We start from the raw sequence: 26,840 nt of genomic DNA on the forward strand, positions 1-26,840 counted from the left end.
CACATTGTCGCCGCGCGCACCGGGCGCTCGCACGTCAACTGGTCGGCAGCGGGGCCTGATCGGCGTTGCTGATGGTGACCTGGCCGGTGCGCAAGTAGGTCATGACGGCCTCGTCGAGAACGGAGTTGCCGCGCCCGAAGGTGCCGTGATCGCCGCCTTCGACGGTGATCAGCGATCCGTTGAGTGCACGGGCCATCGCCGGTCCGCCCTCATATTTCGTCAATGCGTCGTGCCTGCTCTGCAGCAGCAGCGGCGGGGTACGCAGGTCCCGGCCCGCGATCGGCACCGGCTTGGTCACCGGACGCCAGGATCCACAGGTCATTCCGGAACGGACCATATCGGCACGGGCATCCATGGCATTGCCGCCGGAGGCGATGGTGCCGACTGCGGCGCCGAGCAGTTCGGGCCTGCCGGGCACGGCGTTCTCGTTGCAGGTAATGGCGGCGAAGACGAAGCGGCCGGTGGGATCGGTGCTGGTCGCGCCCTCGATCGCGCGCAACTGCGCCACGTTGGCCGGATCGGCGTTCGCGTCGGCCATCGCCTTGGCGAAGACCGGCCAGAAGGTGCGGGTGTAGGTGGCAACCGCGGTCGCGCCGACCAGCGGCACCTGCGCGGAAGCGCCGCCGGAAATCAAGGTGCGCAACAGATTCTGCACCTTGCCCGCCTGTTCCATGCTGCCGTTGAAGCCGTCGCGGGCGATCTCGGCGATCGGCTCCGGCAGCCTGCCCGGCAGGTCGGAGACGCTCGCGGGCGGCGGGGTCAGGTTGGCGTACCAGCCACCGCCCTGGTCGGCGACCAGTCGCACCCAGTTCTGATAGACCTGGAATGCGGTGTCGCCGAGGCGGTACCGGCCGTTGTGCTCGGCGATCCAGGTGAACAGGTCGTCGAGGCGCTGCTTGCCGGCAACCTGTTGCTGGGCGAATTCCTCGGTCCACACCCAGTCGGGATTGACGTTGGAGTCCAACACCATCCGATCGACGTGCGCGGGAAACAGCGAGGCGTAGACCGCGCCGAGATAGGTGCCGTAGGAAATGCCGAGGTAGCTGATTCGTTCCACTCCGAGCGCCGCGCGCACCGCGTCCAGGTCGCGGGCCGTGCTCTCGGTGGTGATGGTGTCCAGGTAGCCGGGCAGTGCGGCGTCGCAGGCTTTCTTGATGGCGTCGCGACTCCCGCCGCCGAGTGAAACCTGCTCGCCCTCAGCGGCATTCGAGTCGGCGGGGCAGCGGAGCGGGGTGGCCCAGCGCAGGCCGCGCGGCTGCACGGCGACGCGGTCGTAGTGGGCGTTGAGCTCGGCGGGCAGCGTATCGAGCCGCCGCGCCCAATAGTCGAGCGTGTCCGCGCCGGGCCCGCCGGGGTTGGCCATGATGACGCCGTGGCGCTGCTGTGTCGCCGCGATCCGGCTGACGGTCAGTTCGATCTGTGGCCCGTCCGGGTCCGCGTAGTTCATCGGCACCGAGACGACGGCACATTGCACACCGCGCTCCGGCATGACCGACCCATCCGGGCAGGCCGCGAAGGCTGCGGCGGGCGCGGCGTCGGCAAGTCCTGTCGCGATCGATCCGCCGAGCAGGCTCGCCGCGACCAGTGCGGCCGCCACTCGCGAAATACGCAGTGTCCTCATCATCTTTCGTACCTCCGCCGAGCCGCCGCTCCTGGCGGAGCGTCCGGTGCGACCAAGAGCATTCTGCCAGTCCGGGCCCGGCAGACAAGTCGAGGGCGAGATTTCACCACGCGAGTGGTGCGAATCATGGTGATCCGAGCCCATCAGAGTAGCGTCGAGCCATGTCGACTGAGGTCCGTAACAACACGGCACTGGAGCGCTACGAGATTTATGTCGACGGCGCCATCGCCGGTTACGCCGAATACCAGGACACCGCTTCCGAACGTGCGTTCGTGCACACCGAGATCTATCCGCGGCACGAGGGCCAGGGCTACGGCCGCGTGCTGGTCGAGGCCGCGCTGCGCAACACCCATGAAGAGGGCTTCGGCGCCTTGCCGATGTGCCCGATGGTGCATCACTTCATCGAAACCCGGCCCGAGTTTCTGGTGATGGTGCCGCACTGGGCGCGTGAGCGACTCGGATTGCCTCAGTAGGCGGCAACGGCGCCGTCGAGCGCCCGCTGTAGATCTGTGTGCGCCAGCCGGGCGATCTCCGCGGGACGGGCGGGCAGCTCGGTGATCGGCACCCCGAAGTAGACGCTGGCCGACTTGGCCTCCTCCTTGGTGACCGCAATGGTGGGATCCGGTCGTGTTCCGTAGCTCAGACCCATACTGACCAGTGCGGGCTCGGCCCCGAGCTTCATTGCGCGGAAGGCGATGTGCCCGATCCCGCTGCCGACGGCCTGCACCTGGGTCTGGTCGACCTCATTGCAGGTGCCCTCGGGAAAGACGGCGATGCCGTCACCGGCCGCCATCCGCTCGGCGCAGATATCTATCATGCGCTGACCTGCCGCGTTCACCGCCCGCAGGCCGTGGTCCTTGCCGCGGAACACCGGGATCCCGCCCATCATGTCGACCTTGCGGCGCTGGTCGGGATCGAGGAAGAGCTCGTCCTTGGCCAATACCCGGACCCGACCGATCACCCGGCGCAGTTCGCTGCGCCATGCTCCGGCGGCGACGGTATATGGATCGGATTCCGAGAGATGGTTGATCGCGAGGAGCAACGGCCGCCCCTGGGCGATCAGGTCGTGCAGCAGCTCACGCGCACCATCGGCGTAGGCGACCCGGGGATGGTATCGACGTCCGAGTAGTGCGTAGGCGCCCCATGCTTTGAGGCGGTTCTGTCGGTGATCGCGATAGAAGTCGTACACAGCATCCGCATTGTCGAGGAGAACCTCGGGTCTATCCATGTCGCCGACTCTAATGCCACTGCTGGACGGAGTCCGTCGACAGTTGCGTCGGGCCGAGCGAAGGCAAGGCGCCCGGATGTTCCCCGAATCGGGCACCCCGCTTGACCGACGAATGGTCCGCGCCAGTGCGATGATGGCTGGGTGGCACGCGCAGATGACCCGGATGAGAGACAGACTCGCGGCGGGCACGGCGACCGAAAGCGGCGCGACGCCCGGCACGGCGAGCAGGTCGTCCGTGCGGGCACTCTGCTGGTCTCGGCCACCGAGCTCGTCGAACCGACCTTCCGGCGCACTGTCGTCTACATCATCGAACACAACGAGGCGGGCAGCTTGGGCGTCGTGCTCAACCGCCCGAGCGACACCGCGGTGCACGACGTGCTCCCCAAATGGACCGACGCCGCGGCGGTGCCGCGCACCCTGTTCATCGGCGGCCCGGTCAAGCGGGACGCGGCGCTGTGCCTCGGCACGGTCCGAGTGGGCGCCTCGATCGACGGGGTACGTGGGCTGCGCCGGATCGACGGTCGGGTGGTGCTCGTCGATCTCGACGCGGACCCCGAGCAGATCGGCCCGCTGATCGAGGGCCTCCGAATTTTCGCAGGCTACGCGGGCTGGACCTTCGGGCAACTGGAGGGCGAACTGCAGAACGAGGACTGGATCGTGCTTTCGGCACTGCCCTCGGACCCGATCAGCACCGGCCGCCCCGACCTGTGGGCCCACGTGCTGCGCCGCCAGCCGTTGCCCCTTTCGCTGCTGGCCACGCACCCGATCGAACTAGAGCGCAATTGAAATGTGCCCTCGCGTTGAACCAAAAACCCGGCCTGTGTCGTGGGTTGAGCGGGAGGTGACAAATGCCGGACGACCAGGCCGAACTGCTGCGGGTGCTTTATCAGGAGCACGCGTCGGCACTATGGAGATACACGCTCGGTCTGGTTCGAGACCCAGGCCGGGCCGAGGACATCGTGCAGGAAACGTTGTTGCGGGCATGGCAACGACCGAACGTGCTGGATCAGTCGACAATGTCGGCACGCGCGTGGCTGTTCACCGTGGCCAGGAATCTCGCCGTGGATGAGCATCGCAGCGCTCGCAATCGCCGCGAGTTCCGCACCGACAGCCCGCCGGAGCAGGCCGCGCCGGACCAGTCCGATCGGGCCTTGGACGGGTGGCTGGTCGCGGACGCGTTGGCCAGGCTCAGCGCCGATCATCGCGAGGTGATCGTGCGTGCCTACTATCGAGGGCTGTCCACCCACCAGATCGCGGCGGAGCTCGACATTCCCGCCGGAACTGTGAAGTCCCGGATGCATTACGGCATGCGGGCACTACGGTTGGCACTGCAGGAGATGGGGGTGACGAACCAATGACGGATACCGCACATGACTACACCACGTGGGATGCGCCATATGTGCTCGGCTCCCTGACCCGGACCGAACGCAGGGAATACGAGGAGCATCTCGCCCGCTGCCCGGCCTGCCAAGCCTCCGTAGCCGACCTTGCCGGTGTACCGGGAATGCTCGCCCTCGTCGACACCGAGACCGCGCTCGCAATGATCGCCGCACCGGAGACCGCTGCGCCGGAGTCGAATCCGCCGGTGCCCGAGTTGCTGCCCCGGCTCGCGGACGCGGCGAAACGGCGTCGCAGCCGCAGCAGGTGGGTCTCCATCGGCGCTGCGGTGGCCGCGGCCGCCGCAGCAGTGGCCATCGCGGTCCCGGTGGTCTACACCGTCGCCACTTCGGACAACGACCCGACGACCACCGAACAGGTCTTCGCGGAGCGCAGCATGCAACCGTTGCAGCCGACGCCGATCTCGGCAAGCTTCAAACTCGTTGCGGCCGAAGGCAAGACCCGCATCATCATGACGTGCAGCTACGGCGCGAGCGACCAGAAGTACAACTGGAAGTTCGCCTTGTTCGTCTTCGGCGCCGACGGCAAACAGACCGAGCTCGATCAGTGGCCTGCCGGACCCGGCACCCAGCTGACCATCGACAGGACCGTCGACAGCGCACCCGACCAGATCCGCAGCGTGGAGATCAGGTCCGTCGCCACCGGCGAGCGGGTGCTCGTCGGAACGGTCTGACAATGCACCGATCCCCCGCAGGCGGCGGGGGATCGGAACTGTTGTCTCGGAAGTGGCGCAGTCGAATTCAGCGGGTCTGCTTGCGGAAGACCGAGGACGACCAGAGGTAGCCGCCCAGCGCGAGACCGAGGCACCAGGCGACCGAAATAATGCCGCTGTTGCCTATCTCGGTGCCCATGAGCAGGCCGCGCACGGTCTCGGTGATCGGCGTGAACGGCTGATACTCGGCGAACTGGCGCATGCCGACCGGCATGGTGTCGGTGGCGACCAGGCCGCTGCCGAGGAACGGCAGCATGATCAGCGGGAAGGGCATATTGCTCGCGCTCTCCGGACTCGACGCGACCAGACCCATCCCCACCGCTAGCCAGATCAGCGCGAAGGTCAAGAGGGCGAGCAGCACGAACGCAGCGATCCATTCGACGGCATTCGCCGACGGCCGGAACCCGATGAGCACTGCGAACCCGACCATGGCCACAACGCCGAGCATGGCCTGGATCAATGCGCCGATCACATGCCCGGTCAGGAACGAAGACGGTGCGATCGCCATGACGCGGAACCTGTTGACGATGCCCTTGGTGATGTCGGTGGCGATCAACACCGCCACTGATGCCGTGATGTAGGCCGGAATCATCAACAGCATGCCCGGAGCAAGGTAGTCGATGTAGTTGCCGCCCGAGGACTTCTCCAGTGCGCCACCGAATACGAAATTGAAGACCGACAACAGGACAATCGGCATGATGATGACGCTGAATGTCAAGCTGGGGTAGCGCCTGGCATGAAGTAGGTTGCGCCGCAACATCGTTGCCGAATCCGTCAGCGCAAGCGACATTGTGGTCATCGCACAGTCTCCTTTTCCGCGGTGGGCTGGCCGGTGAGGGTGAGGAAAACGTCATCGAGGTTCGGGGTGTGCACCGAAAGGCCCTCGACGTCGATCTGTTCGAGGTCGAGCCGGTCGAGCACAGCGCGCAGCGACTTGACGCCGCCGTCGCTGGGAACCAACAGCGCGAGGTCGTCGTCCCCGGCACCCTCGACAACACGCGCGGTGGGACCGAGTACGTGAGCGGCGGTGTCGCGTCCGGACCGGTCGGCGAACTCCAGTCGGATGTGACCGCCGGGGACGAGCCGCTTCAGTTCCGCCGCAGTGCCCTCGGCAACGATCTTGCCGTGGTCGAGGACCGCGATCCGGTCGGCGAGCTGATCGGCCTCGTCCAGGTACTGGGTGGTGAGGAAGACGGTGACGTCGTAGTCGTTGACGAGGCCGCGGATGATGTCCCACATCGCCCGCCTGCTGCGCGGGTCGAGGCCGGTGGTCGGCTCGTCGAGGAAGATGATGCGCGGATCGCCGACCAGGGTCATCGCCAGGTCGAGTCGCCTGGTCATGCCGCCGGAGTAGGTGGCCGCGGTCTTGTCCGCGGCCTCGACGAGATCGAAACGTTCGAGCAGATCCGCGGCGAGGCGCTTGCTCTCCCGCCGGGGCAGATGGCGCAGATCGCCCATCAGGATCAGGTTCTCCCGGCCGGTCAGCAGCTCGTCGACCGCCGAGAACTGCCCGGTGACACCGATCGCGCCGCGGACCGCGTCGATTTCGGCCGTCAGATCGTGGCCGTCGACCCGGATCTCACCGGCGTCGGCACGAATGAGCGTGGTCAGGATCTGCACCGTGGTGGTCTTGCCCGCCCCGTTGGGACCGAGCATCGAGTAGACCGTCCCCTGCGGGACCGTGATGTCGATGCCGTCGAGCACCACGTGCTCGCCGAACGATTTACGCAGACCCAGCGCCGAAATGGCGAGGGCGCGGTGACCATTCGTCATGGCCTTCCTTTCCGAATTCATGAATCAATGCGAATGTGAGCATGATTCACCCGCACCGCTCCCGGGGATCCGGTGCGGCGAAAAGCCTATCGAGTGAGTTGTATTTTGTTGTCCCCGAGGGAGATTCGGCTAGATATCGAGCTCCTCGACCGGCGGACGGTCCGCGATGCCCGCCACCCGCTCATACAGCTTGTCCGGGATCTTCCCCTTCAGCTCGCCGAGTGTGTCGACGATCTCCAGGATGAAATCGCCCCAATCCTGATCGCCGACGCCGAGCATGCGGCGCCAGTTCGTCAGATCCTTGAGCCAGTTCTTGCTGCTCTCCGGATACTCGTCCCAGTTCGAATACTGGGCATGCATGACGAACTTGCCCTTTCTGCTGCGATAGACCTGGACGTGCTCGATGCGCTGCTCGTTGACATCGCGCCATTCGCCCAACAGCGCGCCGGAGAATCGGACCTGACGCACGCCGTTGTGGCCGACCCGGAGCACTACCTCGTCGTAGCCCTCCAGTCGGCCCTCTTCCAGCTCGATGAACCGGCGCAGCGCCGTGGTCACCGCCCCTGAAAGATTGCCCCCGACCAGCTCCTGCGCTCGCTGGAAGAGCGCCAGATCGTCATCGGAAACATAGATCGTCTTGTTGGGCATGACTCAACTATACGTAGATGTATACGTACACGCAATACCCGCGTGTCCGCCCGGCGATTTCCCCCCATGCGACCACGCCGATCTACATCTTGCGCGATGCGTTGAACCGCGGGACGACCCCGCTCGTATTCCAGGTGTACGCGATGTGTGATCGCCCGTGTGCGCTGCACATTCCCGGTCGCCGCGAGAAGGAGTGTCGAATGCCCGGCAGGGTAGTGGATTATCTGGTGCAAGCGGTTTCGACCCTAGGAATACGGCACATCTTCGGAGTCGACGGCGCGAACATCGAAGACCTGTACGACGCCATCTTCGATGCGCCATACGACGTCACCGGCGTGGTCGCCAAGCACGAATTCTCCGCGGCGACAATGGCCGACGGCTACGCCCGCTCGACCAGCGGGCTCGGCGTCGTCTGCGCGACGTCCGGCGGTGGCGCGATGAATCTCGTCGCGGGGCTTGCCGAATCGTTCGCTTCGCGGGTTCCAGTACTGGCGCTGGTCGGCCAGCCGCCGACCGGGCTGGAAGGGCACGGCGCATTCCAGGACACCAGCGGGCATGCGGGCACCATCGATGCGGTCCGGATGTTCAGCGAGATCAGCCAGTACTGCGCGCGCGTACAGACCAGCGCCGACCTACCGGAGCAGCTCGCAAGAGCGGTCGGCGCCGCCCGGCGCGGTGGGCCTGCCGTCCTCCTGCTGCCCAAAGACGTGCAGCAGTCGAGCATGGACGGCATCCCGCCGTTCCGGTGGGAACCAGCAGGACTACGCGACGACGAGCACGGCATCGCCGAGGTGCGCACCGCGCTCACCACGGCGCGGCGGACCGGGAAGATCGTGATCATCGCGGGCGATCAGGTGGCGCGCGACGATGCCCGCGGCGAACTGGCCTGGCTGGCAACCACATTGGATGCGGCCGTTGGCGTCGCACCGGATGCCAAGGATGTCTACGACAACACCGATGCCGGGTACTGCGGTGTCGCCGGGAGCATGGGACATCCGGAACTCACCGCGGCGATCCGCTCGGCGGCGCTGTGCCTGCTGATCGGCACTCCGATGCCGATCACCACGCGCACCGGATTGGACGAGCTGCTCCAAGGCTGCCCCGTGGCGAGCATCGGCGTCAGCGCGCCACACCTGCCCGCGATCCATGCCACCAGCACCAACCTGGCCAGTACGCTGGCGGAACTCGCCGACGTGTTCGCCGCCGTCGCGGCGACCGCCGACGGGGCACGCACCGCCACGCACCCGCCGACACCACTGCAGGTTCCCCAGGCAAGCGGACCGGGCCTGCGCTACCGAGAGCTCGTCGAGACGATCGACGCGGCACTGCCGGAAGGCACCGACGTCTTCGCCGACGCAGGCAACACCGGTGCCGCGGTAGTGCACCACCTGCGGGTGCCGCGCGGCGGCCGGTTCGTCGTCGCCCTCGGCATGGGCGGCATGGGTTATGCCTTCGGCGCGGGCATCGGCTCGGCCTTCGCCCGCCATCGCGGGCCGGGCGGACCGAGGCGAACGGTCATCATCGCCGGCGACGGCGCGTTCTTCATGCACGGCATGGAACTGCACACCGCGGTCGAGCACGCATTGCCGGTCACCTTCATCGTCCTCAACAACAACGCCCACGCCATGTGCGTCACCCGGGAGCAGCTCTACTACCGGGATCGATACAGCTTCAACCGATTCCGGCCGACCCATATCGGAGCAGGCATCGCCGCCATGTTCCCCGACCTGCCCGCCTACTCGGTGCGGACTCCGCAAGATCTGGCCGCCGCACTGGGACCGTGCACCGAAACCGAAGGGCCATCGTTCATTTCGATCGACTGCGACCCCGACGAAGTTCCGCCCTTTATTCCGTTCTTGTCCACCTTGGAAGCCTCTAGGAGCACACCGTGACCACCACCCGCGCCCTGCCTGCACTCAGCGATATCCCGGAGGAAGTCATACCCGGTGTTCTGCGAATCGAGAACTCCGACAAGGACACGACCACGCCGATCATCATGGATATGCTGCGGTCGGTCTATCCGCACGATCAGATCTTCGGTGAGTACTGCCCGGTGCAGGCGTATATCGCGGCACCGCCGCAAGAGGTGTTCGAGTACCTCGCCGACACCAGGTCGTTGGAAGAGTGGACCTACAGCCTGCGCGGGTTCGTCGAGACCGAGGAACCGGGCCTGTGGTTGGCCTACGACCGCCTCGGGGACGCCACCAAGATCTTCACCCGCACCGTTGCGCATCAGGACGGCATGACCGTGGACTACCACTGTGCCTGGGACCAGGGCCAGCACCTGTGGATGGTCTATCTGCTTCGGGTGATCGACGCGCAGGTGGTGTTCAACAAGCCGGGTTCGGTTGTCCTGTGGGTCAACTGCAAGCACCCCTTCTACGACGAAAATCCCTATCCCGAAACCGCGCCGGCCAAGCGCCCGGTGTGGGTCGGCGATTTCTGGGAGATGTTCTCCGCGGGGCATCAGCTGGAAATGGACAACCTCAAGGCGATCTGCGAATATCGCGCGGCCAACGGCCTGCCGATCAAGCCCGACTGGATGAAGTGAGCATGTCGATGGCAAACGCGAGCACCAACGAACTAAACCCTGACGCCCCCCGACTGCCGACGGTCAGTCTGGTCGATGTGGCCAGCTATCTGCCCGGCGATCCCGTCGGCACCGAATACTTCACCCAGTTCAGCCGCTCGGACCGGATGGCGAAGAATGTCATGTTCCGTTCGCCCAAGGCACGCCATCATGTGGACCGGGACGTGACCGCGGTGGACTTGGTCGAGCGCGCCGTCGCGCCGCTGATCGAACGCCATGGCACACAACTGCTCTCGAACATCGACGTGCTGATCACGCACACTCAGCTGCCGGACAACCCGGTCATGGGGTGCGGGCCGGAAGTGGCGCGCAGGCTCAGCGCGCGGCCCGGATTCGTCTACGACGTGCACAACGGCGGCTGCGCGGCATTTGTGCACATGATGGCGATGGCGCGAATGATCCTGCAAACCACCGACGCTCGCACCGCTCTCATCGCGGCCACGGCGAACTGCGCCGGCCCGGTGTTCACCCAGCCCGATATCCGCAAGCTCGCGCAGGCTCCGGTGCCCGGCGACGGATGCGGCGTCGGGCTGCTGGTGAAGGACGACAGCGCGCCGATCCTCGATATCGAATGCCGCACCTATCCCGAGTTCGCCGGGGATATGTCGTTCTCCACCAATGGCGATCGCAAGTACTGGGAGCCGGGTGAAGGCCAGGGCTGCGTGAGCTTCACCGAATCGAAGATCACCAAGGTGTTCGCGCGCGGCAACCGCCTGGTGCCCGAGGTGGCACTTGCGGTATGCGATCGGATCGGTGTGAAGGGCCGCGATATCGACACCTTCGTCACCAATCAACCGAACCGACTGTTCCTGCGCAACTGGCACGACGCGCTCGAACTGCCCGCCGAACGCCACCCCGACACCTTCGATCAGTGCGGAAACCTGTTTGCCGCGGGCATTCCGGTCACCCTCGATGCGGAGAACCGGGCGGGCAGACTGCGCAACGGGTCGGTGGTATTGATGTCAGCGTTCGCGCACGCGGGCGACTTCGCGGGTGCGGCAGCGGTGCGCTGGGGCGCGGCGCAATGACCGTGGAACTGGCCGACGGCACGCTGCCGTCGCGACAACACCACCAGGAGCGGGCGCTACCTCGATTCGATCTGAGCTTGAGCGAAAATCCTTTCCCACCGCTGCCTTCGGTGTTGTCGGCGGTGAACGGCGTACTTGCGCACGCCAATCGGTATCCGGAGTTCTTGCCGCTCCGGTTGCCGAAACTGATCGCCGACCACGTCGGTGTGCACTCCGACCAGGTTGTCGTCGGTTCGGGTGCGACGGGGGTGGCCATGCAGATCATCCAGGCGCTGACCACGCCGGGCGCCGGGATCGTCTACGGATCGCCGACCTTCGACGGCTATCCGATCATGGCCGAGATGGCCGCGCTCGACGTCGTCCCGGTGCCGCTGGACGCGGGTGGCAACCAGGATCTGCCCGCCATCGCACGGGCCGTCGACAAACGGACCGGGCTGGTGGTGGTGTGTCGGCCGCACAATCCGACCGGCACCGTGATTCCGAGCAGACTGTTGCAGACCTTCCTGCGCGCCGTGCCGCAGCGGGTGCCGGTAATCCTCGACGAGGCGTATGCCGAATTCTTGGGCCGCGCCGATCAGATCGACACCGTCGCGCTGCTGCGCCGGCACCCGAATCTGCTGGTGCTTCGCACCTTCTCGAAGGCGTACGGGCTGGCGGGGCTGCGCATCGGATACGTCTTCGGGAGCCGGGAGCTGATCAGCCGAGTGCGCAGGCTGCAGCTGCCGTTCGGAATGAGCTCGGCCGCGGTGGCCGCGGTAGCCGCGTCCTATGCCGCCGAACCCGAACTCGCCGCGCGCATCGTGCGCATCACGGCCGGGCGGGAGGCGCTGCGGAACGCGTTGTGCCTGCGCGGTGTCGCGGTGCCACGCAGCCACGCCAATTTTCTGTATCTACCCGGTCCTGGTGTCGCGACGGCGTTGCGCCGGGCAGGCATCGCCGGGAAGTCCTATCCCGACGGGAGCGCCCGCATCGCGGTCGGGGATCCCGAAGCAGACAACGCCGTCTTGCAAGCTCTCCGGCCACGCGGTGCCTGCAATCCGATACCGGAGGCTTCGTAGTAGAGACCGGCCCACGCAGGCCGTCCTTGTGCAGCGCCGCGCAAGGGCAGCCGTTGCGTGGGATCGTCGAGCGCCGCTCGAACAGCCGCGGATGGTTCCATGGAGCTGTGATGATCCGGCGTGATCGCGGCCTGCGCCCGAATGCGGCACCGGCCTACCGCACGGCCAGCCGGGTGCTGGCCCGTTTCACCATCGGCCGGCGCGAGTTCATTGCGCGGCAGACCGTCATCGAGCCCGGTGGCACCAGCGGCTGGCACTATCACGACGGCACCCTGGTCGTCTTCGTCGCGCGCGGCACCCTCGACCATCCCTACGCGGACTGCGTGCCGGTCACCTATCGACGCGGCCGGCTGTTCAGAGAACCCAGCGGCCCGGACCATCCCCATGTCGCCCGCAATCGTGGGACCACTCCGGTCACCCTGTTCGTGCTCTATCTCAACCCCGCGGGCAGTCCGCTCGCACACAGCGTGCCCCCGCCGGGCTGCGCCGACTGAGCAGCCGCGGCGCAGCAAAAAGCTCGGTGCAAGGTCAGAACAGGAAGGCTTCGGAGCAGCGCCGGAACACCGACAGTGCCGGAAGAGTGCGATCAGCGCAGGCTCGGCCGTATTCGCCCGGCGATCAGCCGGCGGGCAAGCAGGCGTCGCGCAGCGAGCACGCGCCGCAGGACTGGCCACAGCCGCCGACTTCCTCGGCGGGAACCAGGTCGGCGACCGCCTGCGCGGCGGCATTGGCACCCGCACCGAGGGTGAAGAGCGCGACGACGGCAGTGCCCGCCGCCACGATGAGCGCGGGGACGGTGCTCGCAGCCATGGCGACGAGACCACCGGCGAAGAGTAGGGCGCCTGCCGCCACCGAGGTGGGTGCGGCGACACGGTTCGCGATGCGGAAAGTCTCTTCGTCGTGGAGAGCGGCTTCGGTGTGCACCCCGACGACGCGATTGCGCGGGAGCTTGCCGGTCAGTCCGAGCACGCCGGTTGCGATGGCCACGAGGGCCAGCACGAACAGAACAAGAGCGACGACGAACACCCGAGAAGGCTATCGCACTGTCATCGAATAGCGACGAGCCGCTCCCCCGCAACCGTCCAGCACCCAGCGCTGCACCACTCCGGACAGGCGCATTCCATATCGCCACCCCGCAGCCGGCGAGCACAGCAACCACCCGAGATCACCGGGTGCCCGAGATTTCGTGCCGACCGGTGGGAATGTCCGGAAACCGCTGCGGCACAAGAGCACCAACGCGTCCGGCCGAACGCCGCGCGGCGCACCGGACAGCGCGGCGGGTGCGCTGCGGGAATCCCGGTCCGGCCCGATTTTCGGTCCTGCGACCCGGACGTTCTACCCTGATAGACGTAGTTATGTCGGGGATCGGCGAATAAGAAGGCAGGACCGTGCAGGACACTCGTGCAACCGAAAGCGCTGTACCGGAGCACAGGTATAACGCTGGCCTCGCCGTCCGCATCGAGGATCGGTGGCAGCGGATCTGGGCGGAGCGCGGAACCTTCCACGCACCGAACCCGGTCGGTCCGCTCGCGGGTGCGACCCCGGCGGACAAACTCTTCGTCCAGGACATGTTCCCGTACCCCTCCGGCGCGGGCCTGCACGTCGGGCATCCGCTCGGCTACATCGCCACCGACGTCTTCGCGCGCTACCACCGGATGCACGGGCGCAACGTGCTGCACGCGCTCGGCTACGACGCCTTCGGCCTGCCGGCCGAGCAGTACGCGGTGCAGACCGGCGCCCACCCGCGGGTGACGACCGAGTCCAACATCGCCACCATGCAGCGGCAGCTGGACCGGCTCGGGCTCGGGCACGACCGGCGGCGCACGTTCGCGACCACCGATCCCGAGTACTACCGCTGGACCCAGTGGATCTTCCTGCGTATTTACAACGCCTGGTACGACCTGGAAATGAACAGGGCCCGCCCGATCGCCGAGCTCGAGGACCAGTTCGCCTCGGGTGCACGGCCGACACCGGACGGCCGCGCATGGGACGCGCTGAGCGGCCGCGAGCGCACGGCGCTGCTGGACTCCTATCGTCTGGTGTACCAGACCGATTCGGTGGTCAACTGGTGCCCCGGCCTGGGCACCGTGCTGTCCAATGAAGAGGTCACCGCCGAGGGCCGCAGCGAGCGCGGCAACTTCCCGGTGTTCCGTAAGCGCCTGTGGCAGTGGATGATGCGCATCACCGCCTATGCCGACCGGTTGGTCGACGATCTCGATCGGCTGGACTGGCCGGACAACGTGAAGTCCATGCAGCGCAACTGGATCGGGCGATCCCGTGGCGCGCAGGTGAAGTTCGACGCGGCGGGCGAACAGATCGAGGTCTTCACCACCAGGCCCGACACCCTGTTCGGCGCAACATATGTGGTGCTGGCCCCCGAACACGAGCTGGTCGACAAACTGACCGCGGCCGCCTGGCCCGACGGCACCGATGCGCGCTGGTCCAACGAGAGCGCGACACCCGCGGAAGCCATTGCGGCCTACCGCAAGTCGATCGCCGCCAAGTCGGATCTGGAGCGCCAGGAGAACAAGGAGAAGACCGGCGTCTTCCTCGGCACCTACGCCACCAACCCGGCCGATGGCGCGCAAGTGCCCGTCTTCATCGCCGACTACGTGCTGAGCGGCTACGGCACCGGCGCGATCATGGCGGTACCCGGCCACGACCAGCGGGACTGGGATTTCGCCACGGCGCTCGGGCTGCCGATCGTCGAGGTCATCGCGGGCGGCGACATCACCGTCGCGGCGGTGACCGGCGACGGCGCACTGGTGAACTCCGGCTATCTCGACGGCCTGTCGGTCGAGGAGGCCAAGGCCACCATCATTGCCAAGCTGGAGACCGAAGGCCACGGCAAGGGCACCATCCAATACAAGCTGCGCGACTGGCTGTTCGCCCGGCAGCGGTACTGGGGCGAGCCGTTCCCGATCGTCTACGACGAAGACGGCGCACCGCACGCGCTGCCGGAATCCATGCTGCCCGTGCAGCTTCCCGAGCTCGACGACTTCGCGCCGGTCACCTTCGATCCCGACGACGCGAACTCCGAGCCGTCCCCGCCGCTGGCCAAGGCCGCCGACTGGGTCAATGTCGAACTGGATCTCGGCGATGGCCCCAAGATGTACCGGCGCGACACCAATGTCATGCCGAACTGGGCGGGCAGCTCGTGGTACCAGCTGCGCTACGCCGACCCGACCAACAGCGAAGCGTTCTGCGCCAAGGAGAACGAGGAGTACTGGCTCGGTCCGCGCATCGGCGAGCACGGTGTGGACGATCCGGGCGGTGTCGACCTGTATGTCGGTGGCGTCGAACACGCGGTGCTGCACCTGCTGTATGCACGGTTCTGGCAGAAGGTGCTCTTCGACCTGGGCGATGTGACCGGGTTCGAGCCGTACCGCAAGCTGTTCAACCAGGGCTACATCCAGGCCCACGCCTACACCGACGAGCGCGGCGCCTATGTACCTGCCGCCGAAATCACCGAACGCGACGGCAAGTTCTTCTGGACCGACCAGACCGGCACCGAGATCGAGGTGTTCCAGGAGTACGGCAAGATCGGAAAGTCGCTGAAGAACGCCATCTCTCCCGATGAGATGTGCGATCTGTACGGCGCCGACACCTTCCGCTTCTACGAGATGTCGATGGGGCCACTCGACACTTCCCGGCCGTGGGCGACCAAGGATGTCGTCGGCGCGCACCGCTTCCTGCAGCGCGTGTGGCGACTGGTGGTCGACGAGGAGACCGGTGCACTGCGGGTCACCGACGCCGCGCCGGCCGATGAGACGCTGCGCGTTGTGCACAAGACGATCGCCGGCGTGGACGAGGATCTGGCGGCGCTGCGCGACAACACGGCGGGGGCCAAGCTCATCGAGCTGACCAACCATCTCACCAAGACCTACCCCGATGGCGCGCCGCGGTCGGCGGTGGAGCCGGTGGTGCTGATGCTGGCGCCGATGGCCCCGCACATCGCGGAGGAGCTGTGGGAACGTCTCGGCCACACCCGGTCGCTTGCCCATGGCCCCTTCCCGATCGCTGATCCGGCGCTGCTGGTCGACGCGTCGGTCGAGTACCCGATCCAGGTGAACGGCAAGGTGCGCAGCCGGATTCAGGTGCCCGCAGATGCCGACAACGCGGCCATCGAGGCGGCCGCGCTCGCCGACGAGAAGATCGCCGCGCTGCTGGGCGGCAATGCGCCGCGCAAGCTGATCGTGGTGCCGGGGCGTCTGGTGAACATCGTCGCGTGACCTCCGCCTCCCGCGCCGCGCCGGAATTCCTTTCCGGGCGGCGCGGGAAGGTCGGACGCGCAGTCGATTGCGGTGCTCGGACCGACCGAAGTGCACCAGTCGATTACGTTCGCCTCAGCGCGGCGGGAGCAGGACGTCGTTCAGCGTGACCAGCGCGAGGTTGCGCTCCTTGATGATGTCGACCAGCTGTCCGTAGCAATGTGTGACCGCAGGCGCGTTCGCGTGGCCGATAACAATGGTCTGCGGGTTGAAATACTTACGGGCGCACTCGATCAGGTAGTCCTCGGTGATCACACCGGAGTCCGACAGCGAGCCGTACCACATGGTCGGCACCGTGTATCCGAGGTCCGCGGCCACCCGGTCCACCGTGCCGTTGTGCCTGCCGAACGGCGGCCGGAAGTACGGCGTTCCGTCCACGCCGAAGTTGTTGTGCAGGTAGCTCTTTGCCTGATTCAGCTGGGCAGCGACGGCCGAGCCGGACAGTTTGGTCAGATCCGGATGGTCCCAGGTGTGGTTGGCCAGCTGGATCTGCCCCGACTCCACCAAGGGCCGCAACGCATTCCGGTGTATGTTCCACGAGTCGTAGTAGGCGGTCACGAAGAAGGTGAACCGGGCGCCGGTGTCACGTGCGAATGCGATGTAGGCGGCGACCACGTCGGGGCTGGCGCCGTCGTCGACGGTCAGCGCCATGGTGTTGCCCGGTCCGGGCAGCGCGGTGATGGTCGATGCCGGAATCGGCGTCTTCGGCCCACCCGGCGGCGGTGGCAACCGCGGCGCCGGTGGCAGGATCGGCCCACCGCCCGCGGACCCGCTGTCGATCGGCGCGCCCTGCGCAACCACACCGTCGGTCAACGCGACCGCGGTGCCAGCGGCGAGCATCGACAACAACCGACGTCTGTCCACCGTGGAACCCTCAGCTCTGCTCGAAACATGTAACCAGTCGGGACTGTACCGATCGAATCTGTCCTGGAGCTGAATTCCGCGCACACGTAAATAAACCGTCATGATCTGGGGCGATGTGCACTAGAGTCGTCGACTCGATACCGAGGGCACCCGGTCCGCCGGCACTCAGTAGGGCCGCAGCACGATCTCCGTCGGGTGCCCGTCGCGCGGGGTGTCGATGGCATTGCGCACCGTCGCGGCGACGGTCTCCGGGGTGAGGAATTCCTCGGGCCGGTACTCACGACCCTCACCGGCGATGATCTCGCGCTGCATGTCGGTATCGATCCGGCCGGGGTGGATCGAGGTCACGCGCAGTGCGGGTTCCTCGAGCCGCAACGCGTCACCGAAGGCGCGCAGTGCGAACTTGCTTGCGGCGTAGGACGCCCAGCCCGGGTTCGCGCGCAGCCCCGCCCCCGAATTGATCAGCACCACATGGCCGTTGGCCACGCGCAGTGCGGGAAGCAGCAGCCTGGTGAGCTCGGCAACCGCAATCACGTTGGCCTCCAAGGTATGTCGCCACTGCTGCACCGAAGATTCGGCGATGGTGCCCAGATCTGCCACACCGGCGTTGTGCACCAGCACATCCAGCCGCTGCACGGGCGCGACCGCCGCGGCCACCGCGGCATAGTCGGTCACATCGACGGGCCACGCTGTGGCGCTGGGAAGTTCGCGCTGGATGTCGCGCAGCGCCGCGACGGAGCGGGCGCCGAGCAGCAGATCATGCGTCGGTGCGAGTGCACGCGCGATGGCGGCACCGAGCCCGCGGCTGGCGCCGGTGATCAGCGCGGTCGGCTTCGGAGTGCTGGTCACGACGGAGGTCATGGGCCCACCGTAGTAGTTTCGCAAAACTCGCCGGGAAATCCGTAGCACGGCCCGCATGCGCAGCGATGCATGGATACGTTGGTATAACAATCTCCACGGACGGGGCATAGGTGAGTTCCACCGAAGACGAGTCGGCCACCAGCGCGACCGGTGCTATTTCGAGCGACCTGCCAGCAGTCGCCACCGCACGTACTGTTCCGAGCGACCTGCATGGTGCTGTGTCGAACGCAACGCCAGACACCGCCGAGCGGGCATACCTTCCGGTGTCATCGCAGAATAGGGGCATGGCACACCCGGGTTTCACCCCGACACAGCTCGCGGCCCGCGCCGCCTATCTGCTGCGGGGCAATGATCTGGGCACTATGACGAGCGCGGCGCCACGGCTGTACCCGCACATGTGGAGCTGGGATGCCGCGTTCGTCGCGGTGGGCCTCGCGCCGTTGAGCGTCGAGCGGGCGGTCATCGAGCTGGACACGCTGCTCTCGGCGCAGTGGAAGAACGGGATGATCCCGCACATCGTTTTCGCCAACGGCGTCGACGGATACTTCCCCGGCCCGGCCCGGTGGGAATGCCGGAAGCTGGCCGCCAACGCGCCCGACGGCCCGGACACCTCCGGCATTACCCAGCCACCGGTGCACGCCATCGCGGTGCAGCGGATCCTCGATCATTCGCGCAGGCACGGGCGCAGCACCAGGGCGGTGGCCGAGGAGTTCCTCAACCGTCGCTGGCCGGATCTGGTGCGCTGGCATCGCTGGATGGCGCACGCCCGCGACCCCAAGGAAAGTGGCCGGATCACGCTGTACCACGGCTGGGAATCGGGCATGGACAACTCGCCGCGCTGGGATCGGGCTTATCAGAACGTGGTCGTCGGCGACCTGCCGCCGTATCGGCGCAAAGACGTGCTGGTGGTCGCCGACCGGTCGCAGCGACCGAGCGACCGCGAATACGACCGTTATCTGTGGCTGGTCGAGCAGATGCGCCGAGCCGGATACGACGACTACCAGCTGTCCTCGACGATGAGCTTCGCGGTGGAGGACGTGTTCGTCACGGCGATCTTCGCGCTGGCCTGCGAGGTGCTCGCCCATATCGGCGAGGAGTACAAGCAGCCACACGCCGATGTGCGTGACCTCTACACCTGGGCCGAGCGCTTCCGCGCCGGCGTGGTCGCGACCACCGACGCGCGCACCGGCGCCGCGCGGGACTTCGACGTCCGGCTGCAACGCTGGATCGGCACCGAGACGCTGTCGATGTTCGCACCACTGCTGTGCGGCGGTCTGCCCCGCGACACCGAACGCAGCCTGTTGCGCCTATTCGAAGGCCCGCGCTTCTGCGGCCATCCCGACCTGCGCTACGCGCTACCGCCGTCGACCTCGCCCGTCTCGAAGGACTTCCGCTCCCGCGAGTACTGGCGTGGTCCGGTATGGCCGGTGATGAGCTGGCTGTTCTCCTGGGTCTTCGCCCGCCGCGGCTGGGCAGAACGCTCGTTCATGCTCCGCGCCGAAGGACTGCGCCAAGCCAGCGACGGCAGCTTCGCCGAGTACTACGAGCCGTTCACCGGCGAACCGCTCGGCAGCATGCAGCAGTCCTGGACGGCCGCCTCGGTTCTCGATTGGCTCGGCTGACCCAACCGAACACCGTTAATAACCCTTTGGTGAATATTGCGCAAATGCATCATGCGCAACACTGGCCACATCAAGAGTTGTCGCTATCGTCGAACAGCATGGATAGCACTCGTTGGAGATCGACTCACGCTCTTGCGTTGTCCGCGATCGCTGTGGGCGGCATCCTCACCGCAACCATGCCGGGCACCGCGACGGCCGCACCGAGCGGACCGGATGTCTCGTCTTGGCAACATCTCGACGGCCGGTTCATCGACTGGTTCGCGGTCCGACGCTCCGGCCACGACTTCGCGATGGTGAAGGCCACCGAGGGTCTGAACTACGTCAATCCGTACTTCGTCCAGGACAGCTTGCTGATGCGCGCGGCAGGCGTCGCACGCGGGACCTACCACTATGCCCAGCCGAACCTGCCGCCGCAATCACAGGCCGCGCTGTATGCGGCGACAGTGCTCGGACAGAACGGGCCGCTGGATCTGCCGCCGGTGCTCGACCTGGAGTACGCGGGCGGCCTCGACCCGGCGCGGCTGATCAACTGGACCCGCCGCTACCTGGAAACCGTCGAGCTGCTGACCGGCCGGACCCCGATCATCTACACCTATCCGAACTTCTGGAAGACCGCCATGGCGAACACCGATGAGTTCGTCCACTACCCGCTCTGGATCGCCGACTACCGCGGCAACGACCAACCCGAGGTGCCCGGCGGCTGGCCGACCTGGACGTTCTGGCAGACCACCGACCGCGGCAAAGTTCCCGGCATCGCGGGCGGCACCGATGTGAATGTATACAGCGGGGCCCAAGGCGATTTCGCCCGCTACGCGAACATCAGAGGCCTGCTCGGCAGCAGCTGAGCGGCCGAGACGGAAAAGACGAAACCGCTACTCCCTGCAGGATGAGTAGCGGTTTCGTTTCCTTCACAGCAGGTGGCCTGCCGATCGATTAAACACCGATGCGGCCGCCGCCCTTCCTCCACACCACCGCGACCGAGGGTCGCGGCTGCTTGTCGCCGCCGTCGGGCCAGTGCGACAACGGGTTCTCGGGGGTCGCGTCGTCGGCCTCGCCCGGATGCTGCACGCACACCATGACTCGCGATTCGGTGACGATCGGACCACAGGTCTCGGCGCCGCGCGGCACCGTGAGGAATTGCTTGGTCTCACCGCGATTCGCACCGTCGAGCACCACGGAGAACAGACCGTCGTTCGACTTCAGCGCATTGCCGTCGGTGGAGATCCACAGGTTGCCGTAGGGGTCGAACGCGAGGTTGTCCGGGCAGGAGATCGGACTGACCTTGGTCTTGTCGAAGCCGGCGAAGTAGGTGTCCGCCGCGGCGGGGTCACCACAGACCAGCAGCAGCGACCAGGTGAACTTGGTCCCGGTGTGGTCGTCGTCGATTTCGAGGATCTGACCGTTCTTGTTCAGGTTGCGCGGGTTGGCCTCGTCGGGACCCTGCTTGCCTTCCTTGCCGCGGTTGTCGTTGTTGGTCAGCGCGACATACACCTTGCCGGTGTAGGGGTTGGCCTCGAAGTCCTCCGGGCGGTCCATCTTGGTGGCGCCGACCTTGTCGGCGGCCAGCCGGGTGAACACCGCGACCTCGGCCGCGCTCATGCCCTCAACGAGCGATGTGCCCTTGCCGTCGGCACCCGTCTCCAGCAGCGGAAGCCACTCACCGGTGCCGGTGAAGCCCTTGTCCGAAGGCACCGTGCCATTGCCGTCGACCTTGTCCGGATGGTTGCCGGTCAGCTTGGCGACATACAGCGTGCCCGCGTCCAGAATGGTCAGGTTGTGGCGCCTGCTCGCCTGGCCGGTCCCCGACTGGATCTTGCGCGAAGACACGAATTTGTACATGTAGTCGAACTTTTCGTCGTCACCGGTATAGGAAACGACGTCGCCGTTCTTCGTGACATAAATGGTGGCGCCCTCGTGCTTGAGGCGACCCATCGCACTGTGCTTGATCGGGGTGGAGGTGGGATCCCACGGGTCGACCTCGACGACATAGCCGAAACGGTTGGCCTCGTTGGGTTCCTGCGCGAGATCGAAGCGCTTGTCCGCACGCTCCCATTGGTTGGGGGTGCCGCCCTTGGTGAAACCGTATCGCTTGACCCGCGGCTTATCCGCCGATTCCGACACCTTGTCACCGTTGGCGAAGTAGCCGTTGAAGTTCTCTTCGCCGGAAAGCACAGTGCCCCACGGGGTCATGCCGCCGGAGCAGTTGGCGAAGGTGCCGAGCACCTTGGCGCCGGTCGGGTCGGCGGTGGTCGTGACGAACGCGCTGCCTGCGGCCGGACCGGTCAGCGCGAACTCGGTGGTCGCGGTGATGCGGCGGTTGTACTTCCCGAAGACCGGGGTCAGTTTGCCGGTGCCCGCCTCGCCCTTGACCTCGACCACGGACAAGCCGTGCGCGGCCATGGTGATCGCAATCTGCTCATCGGTCGGCGCCTCTTTGTTGTAGCCGCGGAACATGTGCGGGCCGGTGGTGTACTCGTGGTTGACCACAAGCAGATAGCTGTTGGCCTGGCCCTCGATCGGCAGCAAGGCGGCGAAATCATTGTTGTAGCCGAACTGTACGGCCTGCGCGGCAGCGGTCTGCTTCTCGAAGTCGAAGGCCGGCGCGTCGGCGAAGAGCGGGTCGCCCCAGCGGATCACCACGGACTGCTCGTAACCCTCGGGGATCACGATCGTGTCTTCCTTGTTCGGCGCGACGGCGGTGAAGCCGGTGCCGGTACCCACCGGGCCCGCCGGGGTATTGGTCGGGGTGACCGTGCCGGCCGCGGCGTCGTCACCACAGGCCGCGAGCACATTGCCCGCACCGACTGCCAGTACCGCCGCGGCGCCGCCCTTGATCAGCCCACGACGGTTCAGTGAGCTGACGATGTCACCGAAGTATGCACCGCCGGAGGTGTTGGGCACCTCGTGGAAGCACGCGTTCGCGCATTTGTATTCACAGGTGACGGAAGCGCGCGACGACTGGCCGTCATGCTTCACGAAGAGGGCGAGAGGTTTCACGGCGACTCCTGGATTGGTCCGACGCGCGCACGGTAAACGCCGCAGGCTATTCCCAGGAAACGCTCAGATGAACGAACGACCAATTAGGTGACCCTCAGTACCGGCGAAAACACGAATGTCGCTCTCGCTCTCCGGAATGGAGCGACAGCGACATTCGTGCTGCGTTCAGGCATTGACTTGCAGGGCGATCACGACCTCTTGTTCGTTCTCCGGCAGATAGTGGACCTGCAGGATGCGGCCGACCTGGACCCCGGCTACGCTCGCCGGTGGCAGGAATTTCTCGACTCGGGTGGCGAATGTTGTTCCGTCGGGCCGGGTTACGACGAGCCCGAGTTCGATTTTGGAGTGGCCGTCGCGGATTTCGCCCGGCACGGCGAGCGATTGCACCACCGCCTGCGCCGTGATGCCGCGGGCGGCGATATCGAGTTTGCCCTTGGTGGTGAATCCCTTTCGGATCATGGACTCGTTCATCGCCTGCTGCGCAGCCGAGGTGTCCCCCGAGCGATCCACCTCGACCTTGTCGGTTCGCCCCGGCAGATAACGCACCGGCAGCACGACGCCGGGCTGCAGCAGGGCAAGTTCGGTGAGCGGGACGATCAGCTTCGCCGCGGAATCGAAGATCTTGCCGTCGACGCCCTCGACGCTGAACTCGATGCGCACCTGCGGCTGATCGTTGACGCTCAGCCCGGTCTGCCGAAACGACTTGATGGTGCCGATCCCGACGAGACCGTTGCGGAACGAGGAGCTGTTGCCCCCGGTGAACGCCTCCAGGATGCCTTCGCCGGTGAACGCGAAAACGAGCGGGACAACGGTGAGCGCGATGATCGGCAGCGCCATGTGGGGACCGATCCAGGCGAGCATGCCGTCGTCGTACGCCCCGGAGGGGACATAGGTCAGGCCGTGCCAGAGATAGAAGCCGATGGAGAAGACGCCGAATGCGGCGGCGAGAGAGCGGGCGATGGTTTTCATGATGTGCCTTCGGTGGGTAGCGGGTGTGTGGATGACCCGTCGGTCCGCGCACGCCCGGGCCGCCCCGCCACCCCTCGCAATGACGGGGCGGCGGCGGACGTGCCGGGCATGAGCGGAGTCGGCGTCTGGTCGCGGATCAGCCGCCGACGACCGTCGAGCAGGCGAAGGTGATGTCGAATTTCGCCGTCGTAGGGCCCGCGAGCGGGTTGCTCATGTCGGGGCCGCCGACGCCCTCACCGGTGATCTTGTAGGTGTTGCCGTCCTTGACGAGCTTGGCCGAGCCGCCCGGCATGCCGTTGCCGAAGCCCAGCGCGTAGGGCAGACCGTTGGAGCCGCCCTTGCTGCCCGCGATCGCCACCGCGTCCACGGTGTCGGTGCCGGAAATGGAGGCGCTGACGCCGAGAGTGCCGTAGGTCGCGTTGTTGGTGTCGTTGAGCGTCAGGGCCAGCGTGCCGCCCTGCTTGGCGCAGAGGGTTTCGAACTTCCCTTCGAGCGCCTTGCCGTCCACCGCGGCCACCGACTTGCCCGCTGCCGGGCCGGACGGCGCCGCGGAGGTGGCCGGCTTGGCCGACGGAGCGGCGGGCGAGGTGCTCGCGTCGTCGCTGCAACCTGTGACGAACAGGGCGAGCGCGGCGGCGGCGGTAAGAGCGGCGGCGGAGATGCGAACCGGCTTGGTGTTCATGATTTCGTTCCTTTGCTTCGTCCGGCCCCGGTGTGGAGCCGATACGAGAAAGGTAGGAACCGCTCGCGCCCTACCGATCCCAGGTTTTCCGGTGTCTGAAATGGTCGACATTCCGATAACCTGGTCGAATGCGACGGCCGCGCGCGATGGTGCTGGACGAGGTTTGGCGCCGCCTCGACGGTGTCGAGCCCCTCAGTGGGCCGCACGGCGGGCCACTGCGCCGCACCGTCAAACTCATTCTCGATCCATTGGTGATCCGCCCCGTCCAGAACCCGCTCTGCGCGGGCTCGATACTCACCGCGGACGGCGCGACCCTGCTCGCCACACGCATGCACGCCGCCGCGGATGTACTGCGCGCGACCGCGTCGTGGTTCACGCTGCTCAAGCAGGTCCGGCGCGCCCTGCGAATCACCGAAGGCAATCCACAGGATCTGTATTTCCAACGCTGCTTCGAGCTCGCGACGACGACGGGCGCACCGGATCCACTGCGGGACAGAGCAATTGCCGAAGCCGCTCTACGTGATATCCACGAATTCACCGCCGGGCGGACAACGCAGGCACTCAAGGAGCACCTCACCGACGGCGCACACATCGGCGCGCTCGGCGCGCTGATCGATGTCGCATGGCAGCGACGGCCGCTGGGTGCGCCGACGGGTGATCACAGCCTCGTGGTGCGCTCGCTGCTGGACGCGTGCGCGGCCGCCCGACTCGGGCAGGCACCGCACAATGGACACAAGGAGTTCGACCGCCTGCTCGCCACTCATGCGGGCACGCACGGGGGAATTCGGCTCTGGGACAACGTATCCACACCGACCTCCCACGAGCTGGGGCTCACCGCGCGTCCCGCGCCACAGCCACCCGAGCTCGGCACCTCGGCCTCGACGGCCAACCTCGGCCTGCCATTCGACCGCACCATCTATGAGCGCGTCTTCACCGTGCTGCAAGCCTCCAGCGAACGCGCCGAGCTGCCGCCGATTCCGGAACTGGTGACGACCGAAATCGCCCGCAGTTGTGCGCCGTGGGCGCTGCTCGACGAGTCGCTGCGCGTTGCGGCGACCGCGGGAATCGCACTCGCGCAAGGGTTGAGCCCCATTGCGACGGTCGGGCGGCTGCCCCGTCATGGTCAGGTCGTCAGTGCGTCGCACGATGCGGAGACGACGGCGCATCGCGTGATCAACAGCCGCTGGCAGCGGGAAGCATATGTCCTGCAGGCGCGGCGGCTCGCGGTGAGTTCCGACCATTCCGCGACCACTGGACCGCTGGCCGCCATCGCCGCCGAACTGCGCACGCCATGGCGGCCCTACCTCCGGCGACTGTGGGTTCGCCTGCACGGCCGCGACGTCAGGGAGTTCGGCATCTACGAGCCCGACGAGCTGTGGGATCTGCTCGATGGGGTCGCCCGCTCCGTCATGCTCGATCACCGGATGCGGGTCAAGCAGGCGCTGAGCGCGAGTTCCCGTGCCCAGGAGCCTGACTCGGCGGAATCGAGGGCAAGCTGATGACCGGGACCGTGACCGTACGCCGGGTCGAGGGCGGCCTGTGGATCATCGCACCCGAGGGTGCACCGACCGTGCTGGACGATGCGGCGGATGTCGACGTCGTGGTGCTCGAAGTATTGGGCGGGCACCTCACCTGGAGTCTGGCTTCCGGACAACCGATTCCGGCCGCGGTCATCGATGACATGACGCTTGCCCAGGAGTGGATATGGGCCGTGTACGGCGCAGCCATCGCGCTGGCCGTCGACGAATTCGACAGTGACACCACCGAACTCACGGTGCAGCCGGCGCTACCTCGGCTCGCCGCGAACGCATGGCGGCTGGGATACGCACACTGGGCGGCGCGGTGGTGGCCGGCCTCGACCATCGACGGCATCGCACCACTCGACGAACGGCTGCTCGATCAGGAAATCGCCGCCCTGCGAGAGGAATGCGAATTGATTGTCGACGACGATGCCGAGCCGGTGTCGAGCGAGGACCTGTCGACGTTCGACATCCCCTCTCGCGCGCAGGACTACGCATTGGCGGCGGGCTCCGCCTTCGGAACGTCGGCAAATGCGCTCGTCCTCGCGCGTGGCAGCGGTGGCTGGGATTGGCACCGCTGCCCACCCGGGCTCATCGATGCCTCCGAGCATGCGGTGTCCTGGCAGGTGTCCCGATCTCCCGGCACGACGACCATCGGGGTGGAGGTGGTTGCCGCGCTCCGGATGGCCGCCGATATTCCGGCGCACCTGCATCCGCGCGCGCTGATCGCCGTCGCCGCGGAAACGGTCGAGACCGAGCTGAACCTCGTCGGCGATACCTGGACCGGACAGGCGACCACGTCCTCGGAGGCGGTGTCGTCGGTGGAGCTCTATGTGCCCGGCGTCGGCGCGCCCGGCCTCGGGGACTCGGGTGTCCGCCAGCAGGTACGAGACATCGCCGCAGCACGACTGCGGCGTGCCGCAGCCGACGACGACGCAGCCTTCGACGCGCCATTGCTTGCCGAAATTGCCGCCGCCGCTTCGGAATCGGACTTCTGA

Annotated in this window: 25 protein-coding genes; 14 read left to right on the top strand and 11 right to left on the bottom strand. The window is 66.6% G+C overall.

What is annotated here, in order from left to right:
- Window positions 1-34 precede the first annotated feature (34 nt).
- Window positions 35-1,624: an alpha/beta hydrolase gene (locus OHA42_RS03560; protein ID WP_406234525.1), complete on the bottom strand. Its 1,590-nt coding sequence runs from the start codon at window positions 1,622-1,624 to the stop codon at window positions 35-37.
- 158 nt (window positions 1,625-1,782) lie between these two features.
- On the opposite strand from OHA42_RS03560, the gene OHA42_RS03565 reads away from it, so the two are divergent.
- Window positions 1,783-2,094: a GNAT family N-acetyltransferase gene (locus tag OHA42_RS03565; RefSeq protein ID WP_406234527.1), complete on the top strand. Its 312-nt coding sequence runs from the start codon at window positions 1,783-1,785 to the stop codon at window positions 2,092-2,094.
- Here the strand turns inward: OHA42_RS03565 and OHA42_RS03570 are convergent.
- Window positions 2,088-2,849, bottom strand: coding sequence for a lysophospholipid acyltransferase family protein (locus OHA42_RS03570; protein ID WP_406234528.1), 762 nt, complete (start codon window positions 2,847-2,849; stop codon window positions 2,088-2,090). The genes OHA42_RS03565 and OHA42_RS03570 overlap by 7 nt on opposite strands.
- A gap of 246 nt (window positions 2,850-3,095) precedes the next feature.
- On the opposite strand from OHA42_RS03570, the gene OHA42_RS03575 reads away from it, so the two are divergent.
- The 3 genes from OHA42_RS03575 (at window position 3,096) to OHA42_RS03585 (ending at window position 4,920) form a co-directional block, all read left to right on the top strand.
- Window positions 3,096-3,635, top strand: coding sequence for a YqgE/AlgH family protein (locus OHA42_RS03575; protein WP_406239062.1), 540 nt, complete (start codon window positions 3,096-3,098; stop codon window positions 3,633-3,635).
- A 62-nt stretch (window positions 3,636-3,697) separates the two neighbouring features.
- The gene (locus OHA42_RS03580) at window positions 3,698-4,207 is read left to right on the top strand and encodes a sigma-70 family RNA polymerase sigma factor (RefSeq protein WP_328407329.1); all 510 of its coding nucleotides are present in this window, start codon (window positions 3,698-3,700) and stop codon (window positions 4,205-4,207) included.
- Window positions 4,204-4,920: an anti-sigma factor family protein gene (locus OHA42_RS03585; RefSeq protein WP_406234529.1), complete on the top strand. Its 717-nt coding sequence runs from the start codon at window positions 4,204-4,206 to the stop codon at window positions 4,918-4,920. Before OHA42_RS03580 ends, OHA42_RS03585 begins: the two co-directional genes overlap by 4 nt.
- A 67-nt stretch (window positions 4,921-4,987) precedes the next feature.
- On the opposite strand, the gene OHA42_RS03590 is transcribed toward OHA42_RS03585, so the two are convergent.
- From OHA42_RS03590 to OHA42_RS03600, 3 genes are all read right to left on the bottom strand, one after another.
- Window positions 4,988-5,758, bottom strand: coding sequence for an ABC transporter permease (locus OHA42_RS03590; RefSeq protein ID WP_406234530.1), 771 nt, complete (start codon window positions 5,756-5,758; stop codon window positions 4,988-4,990).
- A complete protein-coding gene (locus OHA42_RS03595) occupies window positions 5,755-6,732 on the bottom strand; it encodes an ATP-binding cassette domain-containing protein (protein ID WP_406234531.1) in 978 nt (325 codons plus the stop codon). Before OHA42_RS03595 ends, OHA42_RS03590 begins: the two co-directional genes overlap by 4 nt.
- Window positions 6,733-6,861: 129 nt before the next feature.
- Window positions 6,862-7,380: an EXLDI protein gene (locus OHA42_RS03600; RefSeq protein ID WP_406234532.1), complete on the bottom strand. Its 519-nt coding sequence runs from the start codon at window positions 7,378-7,380 to the stop codon at window positions 6,862-6,864.
- 200 nt (window positions 7,381-7,580) lie between these two features.
- Here OHA42_RS03600 and OHA42_RS03605 point away from each other — a divergent pair, with 200 nt between their 5' ends.
- The 5 genes from OHA42_RS03605 (at window position 7,581) to OHA42_RS03625 (ending at window position 12,550) form a co-directional block, all read left to right on the top strand.
- Complete coding sequence (locus tag OHA42_RS03605; RefSeq protein WP_406234533.1) at window positions 7,581-9,272, top strand: thiamine pyrophosphate-binding protein; 1,692 nt, start codon at window positions 7,581-7,583, stop codon at window positions 9,270-9,272.
- Window positions 9,269-9,931: an SRPBCC family protein gene (locus tag OHA42_RS03610; RefSeq protein ID WP_406234534.1), complete on the top strand. Its 663-nt coding sequence runs from the start codon at window positions 9,269-9,271 to the stop codon at window positions 9,929-9,931. The genes OHA42_RS03605 and OHA42_RS03610 overlap by 4 nt, the downstream gene beginning before the upstream one ends.
- 8 nt (window positions 9,932-9,939) lie before the next feature.
- The gene (locus OHA42_RS03615; protein WP_406234536.1) at window positions 9,940-10,998 is read left to right on the top strand and encodes a 3-oxoacyl-ACP synthase III family protein; all 1,059 of its coding nucleotides are present in this window, start codon (window positions 9,940-9,942) and stop codon (window positions 10,996-10,998) included.
- A complete protein-coding gene (locus OHA42_RS03620; protein ID WP_406234538.1) occupies window positions 10,995-12,056 on the top strand; it encodes an aminotransferase class I/II-fold pyridoxal phosphate-dependent enzyme in 1,062 nt (353 codons plus the stop codon). The genes OHA42_RS03615 and OHA42_RS03620 overlap by 4 nt, the downstream gene beginning before the upstream one ends.
- Before the next feature lie 110 nt (window positions 12,057-12,166).
- Entirely contained in the window at window positions 12,167-12,550 is a 384-nt protein-coding gene (locus OHA42_RS03625; RefSeq protein WP_406234540.1) for a cupin domain-containing protein, read from the top strand.
- Window positions 12,551-12,674: 124 nt separating this feature from the next.
- Here the strand turns inward: OHA42_RS03625 and OHA42_RS03630 are convergent, their stop codons facing one another.
- Entirely contained in the window at window positions 12,675-13,082 is a 408-nt protein-coding gene (locus OHA42_RS03630; RefSeq protein WP_406234541.1) for an SdpI family protein, read from the bottom strand.
- A 362-nt stretch (window positions 13,083-13,444) separates the two neighbouring features.
- Here OHA42_RS03630 and leuS point away from each other — a divergent pair, with 362 nt between their 5' ends.
- Window positions 13,445-16,288: a leucine--tRNA ligase gene (gene leuS / locus OHA42_RS03635; protein ID WP_406234542.1), complete on the top strand. Its 2,844-nt coding sequence runs from the start codon at window positions 13,445-13,447 to the stop codon at window positions 16,286-16,288.
- Window positions 16,289-16,402: 114 nt separating this feature from the next.
- Here leuS and OHA42_RS03640 read toward each other — a convergent pair whose 3' ends face one another.
- Together OHA42_RS03640 and OHA42_RS03645 are read right to left on the bottom strand one after the other, a co-directional pair.
- On the bottom strand, window positions 16,403-17,191 hold the full coding sequence (locus OHA42_RS03640; RefSeq protein WP_406234544.1) for a polysaccharide deacetylase family protein: 789 nt from the start codon (window positions 17,189-17,191) through the stop codon (window positions 16,403-16,405).
- Between the two features lie 165 nt (window positions 17,192-17,356).
- Window positions 17,357-18,052, bottom strand: a complete 696-nt coding sequence (locus tag OHA42_RS03645) for an SDR family oxidoreductase (RefSeq protein WP_406234546.1) — start codon at window positions 18,050-18,052, stop codon at window positions 17,357-17,359.
- A 284-nt stretch (window positions 18,053-18,336) separates the two neighbouring features.
- Between OHA42_RS03645 and OHA42_RS03650 the strand changes: the two genes are divergently transcribed.
- On the top strand, window positions 18,337-19,674 hold the full coding sequence (locus OHA42_RS03650; protein WP_406234548.1) for an MGH1-like glycoside hydrolase domain-containing protein: 1,338 nt from the start codon (window positions 18,337-18,339) through the stop codon (window positions 19,672-19,674).
- Between the two features lie 98 nt (window positions 19,675-19,772).
- A complete protein-coding gene (locus OHA42_RS03655; RefSeq protein WP_406234550.1) occupies window positions 19,773-20,519 on the top strand; it encodes a glycoside hydrolase family 25 protein in 747 nt (248 codons plus the stop codon).
- Between the two features lie 88 nt (window positions 20,520-20,607).
- Here the strand turns inward: OHA42_RS03655 and OHA42_RS03660 are convergent, their stop codons facing one another.
- The 3 genes from OHA42_RS03660 to OHA42_RS03670 all read right to left on the bottom strand — a co-directional run bounded on the left by OHA42_RS03660 (window position 20,608) and on the right by OHA42_RS03670 (window position 24,322).
- On the bottom strand, window positions 20,608-22,671 hold the full coding sequence (locus OHA42_RS03660) for a PhoX family protein (RefSeq protein WP_406234552.1): 2,064 nt from the start codon (window positions 22,669-22,671) through the stop codon (window positions 20,608-20,610).
- 165 nt (window positions 22,672-22,836) lie between these two features.
- A complete protein-coding gene (locus OHA42_RS03665; protein ID WP_406234553.1) occupies window positions 22,837-23,640 on the bottom strand; it encodes a hypothetical protein in 804 nt (267 codons plus the stop codon).
- A 136-nt stretch (window positions 23,641-23,776) separates the two neighbouring features.
- Window positions 23,777-24,322, bottom strand: coding sequence for a lipoprotein LpqH (locus OHA42_RS03670; protein ID WP_406234555.1), 546 nt, complete (start codon window positions 24,320-24,322; stop codon window positions 23,777-23,779).
- Between the two features lie 146 nt (window positions 24,323-24,468).
- On the opposite strand from OHA42_RS03670, the gene OHA42_RS03675 reads away from it, so the two are divergent.
- Window positions 24,469-25,821, top strand: coding sequence for a hypothetical protein (locus OHA42_RS03675; RefSeq protein WP_406239064.1), 1,353 nt, complete (start codon window positions 24,469-24,471; stop codon window positions 25,819-25,821).
- Window positions 25,821-26,840, top strand: a complete 1,020-nt coding sequence (locus tag OHA42_RS03680) for a hypothetical protein (protein ID WP_406234557.1) — start codon at window positions 25,821-25,823, stop codon at window positions 26,838-26,840. Before OHA42_RS03675 ends, OHA42_RS03680 begins: the two co-directional genes overlap by 1 nt.

The sequence above is a fragment of the Nocardia sp. NBC_01009 genome (genome assembly GCF_045208035.1).
Classification (GTDB): Bacteria; Actinomycetota; Actinomycetes; order Mycobacteriales; family Mycobacteriaceae; genus Nocardia.

Bases quoted from the DNA above. Each gene is read 5' to 3' on its own strand.
- OHA42_RS03590 (WP_406234530.1), bottom strand. From the start codon at position 5,758: ATGACCACAATGTCGCTTGCGCTGACGGATTCGGCAACGATGTTGCGG.
- OHA42_RS03560 (WP_406234525.1), bottom strand. From the start codon at position 1,624: ATGATGAGGACACTGCGTATTTCGCGAGTGGCGGCCGCACTGGTCGCG.
- OHA42_RS03595 (WP_406234531.1), bottom strand. From the start codon at position 6,732: ATGACGAATGGTCACCGCGCCCTCGCCATTTCGGCGCTGGGTCTGCGT.
- OHA42_RS03585 (WP_406234529.1), top strand. From the start codon at position 4,204: ATGACGGATACCGCACATGACTACACCACGTGGGATGCGCCATATGTG.
- OHA42_RS03570 (WP_406234528.1), bottom strand. From the start codon at position 2,849: ATGGATAGACCCGAGGTTCTCCTCGACAATGCGGATGCTGTGTACGAC.
- OHA42_RS03675 (WP_406239064.1), top strand. From the start codon at position 24,469: ATGGTGCTGGACGAGGTTTGGCGCCGCCTCGACGGTGTCGAGCCCCTC.
- OHA42_RS03620 (WP_406234538.1), top strand. From the start codon at position 10,995: ATGACCGTGGAACTGGCCGACGGCACGCTGCCGTCGCGACAACACCAC.
- OHA42_RS03600 (WP_406234532.1), bottom strand. From the start codon at position 7,380: ATGCCCAACAAGACGATCTATGTTTCCGATGACGATCTGGCGCTCTTC.
- OHA42_RS03615 (WP_406234536.1), top strand. From the start codon at position 9,940: ATGGCAAACGCGAGCACCAACGAACTAAACCCTGACGCCCCCCGACTG.
- OHA42_RS03665 (WP_406234553.1), bottom strand. From the start codon at position 23,640: ATGAAAACCATCGCCCGCTCTCTCGCCGCCGCATTCGGCGTCTTCTCC.
- OHA42_RS03650 (WP_406234548.1), top strand. From the start codon at position 18,337: ATGGCACACCCGGGTTTCACCCCGACACAGCTCGCGGCCCGCGCCGCC.
- OHA42_RS03565 (WP_406234527.1), top strand. From the start codon at position 1,783: ATGTCGACTGAGGTCCGTAACAACACGGCACTGGAGCGCTACGAGATT.
- OHA42_RS03645 (WP_406234546.1), bottom strand. From the start codon at position 18,052: ATGACCTCCGTCGTGACCAGCACTCCGAAGCCGACCGCGCTGATCACC.
- OHA42_RS03680 (WP_406234557.1), top strand. From the start codon at position 25,821: ATGACCGGGACCGTGACCGTACGCCGGGTCGAGGGCGGCCTGTGGATC.
- OHA42_RS03655 (WP_406234550.1), top strand. From the start codon at position 19,773: ATGGATAGCACTCGTTGGAGATCGACTCACGCTCTTGCGTTGTCCGCG.
- OHA42_RS03625 (WP_406234540.1), top strand. From the start codon at position 12,167: ATGATCCGGCGTGATCGCGGCCTGCGCCCGAATGCGGCACCGGCCTAC.
- OHA42_RS03670 (WP_406234555.1), bottom strand. From the start codon at position 24,322: ATGAACACCAAGCCGGTTCGCATCTCCGCCGCCGCTCTTACCGCCGCC.
- OHA42_RS03605 (WP_406234533.1), top strand. From the start codon at position 7,581: ATGCCCGGCAGGGTAGTGGATTATCTGGTGCAAGCGGTTTCGACCCTA.
- OHA42_RS03580 (WP_328407329.1), top strand. From the start codon at position 3,698: ATGCCGGACGACCAGGCCGAACTGCTGCGGGTGCTTTATCAGGAGCAC.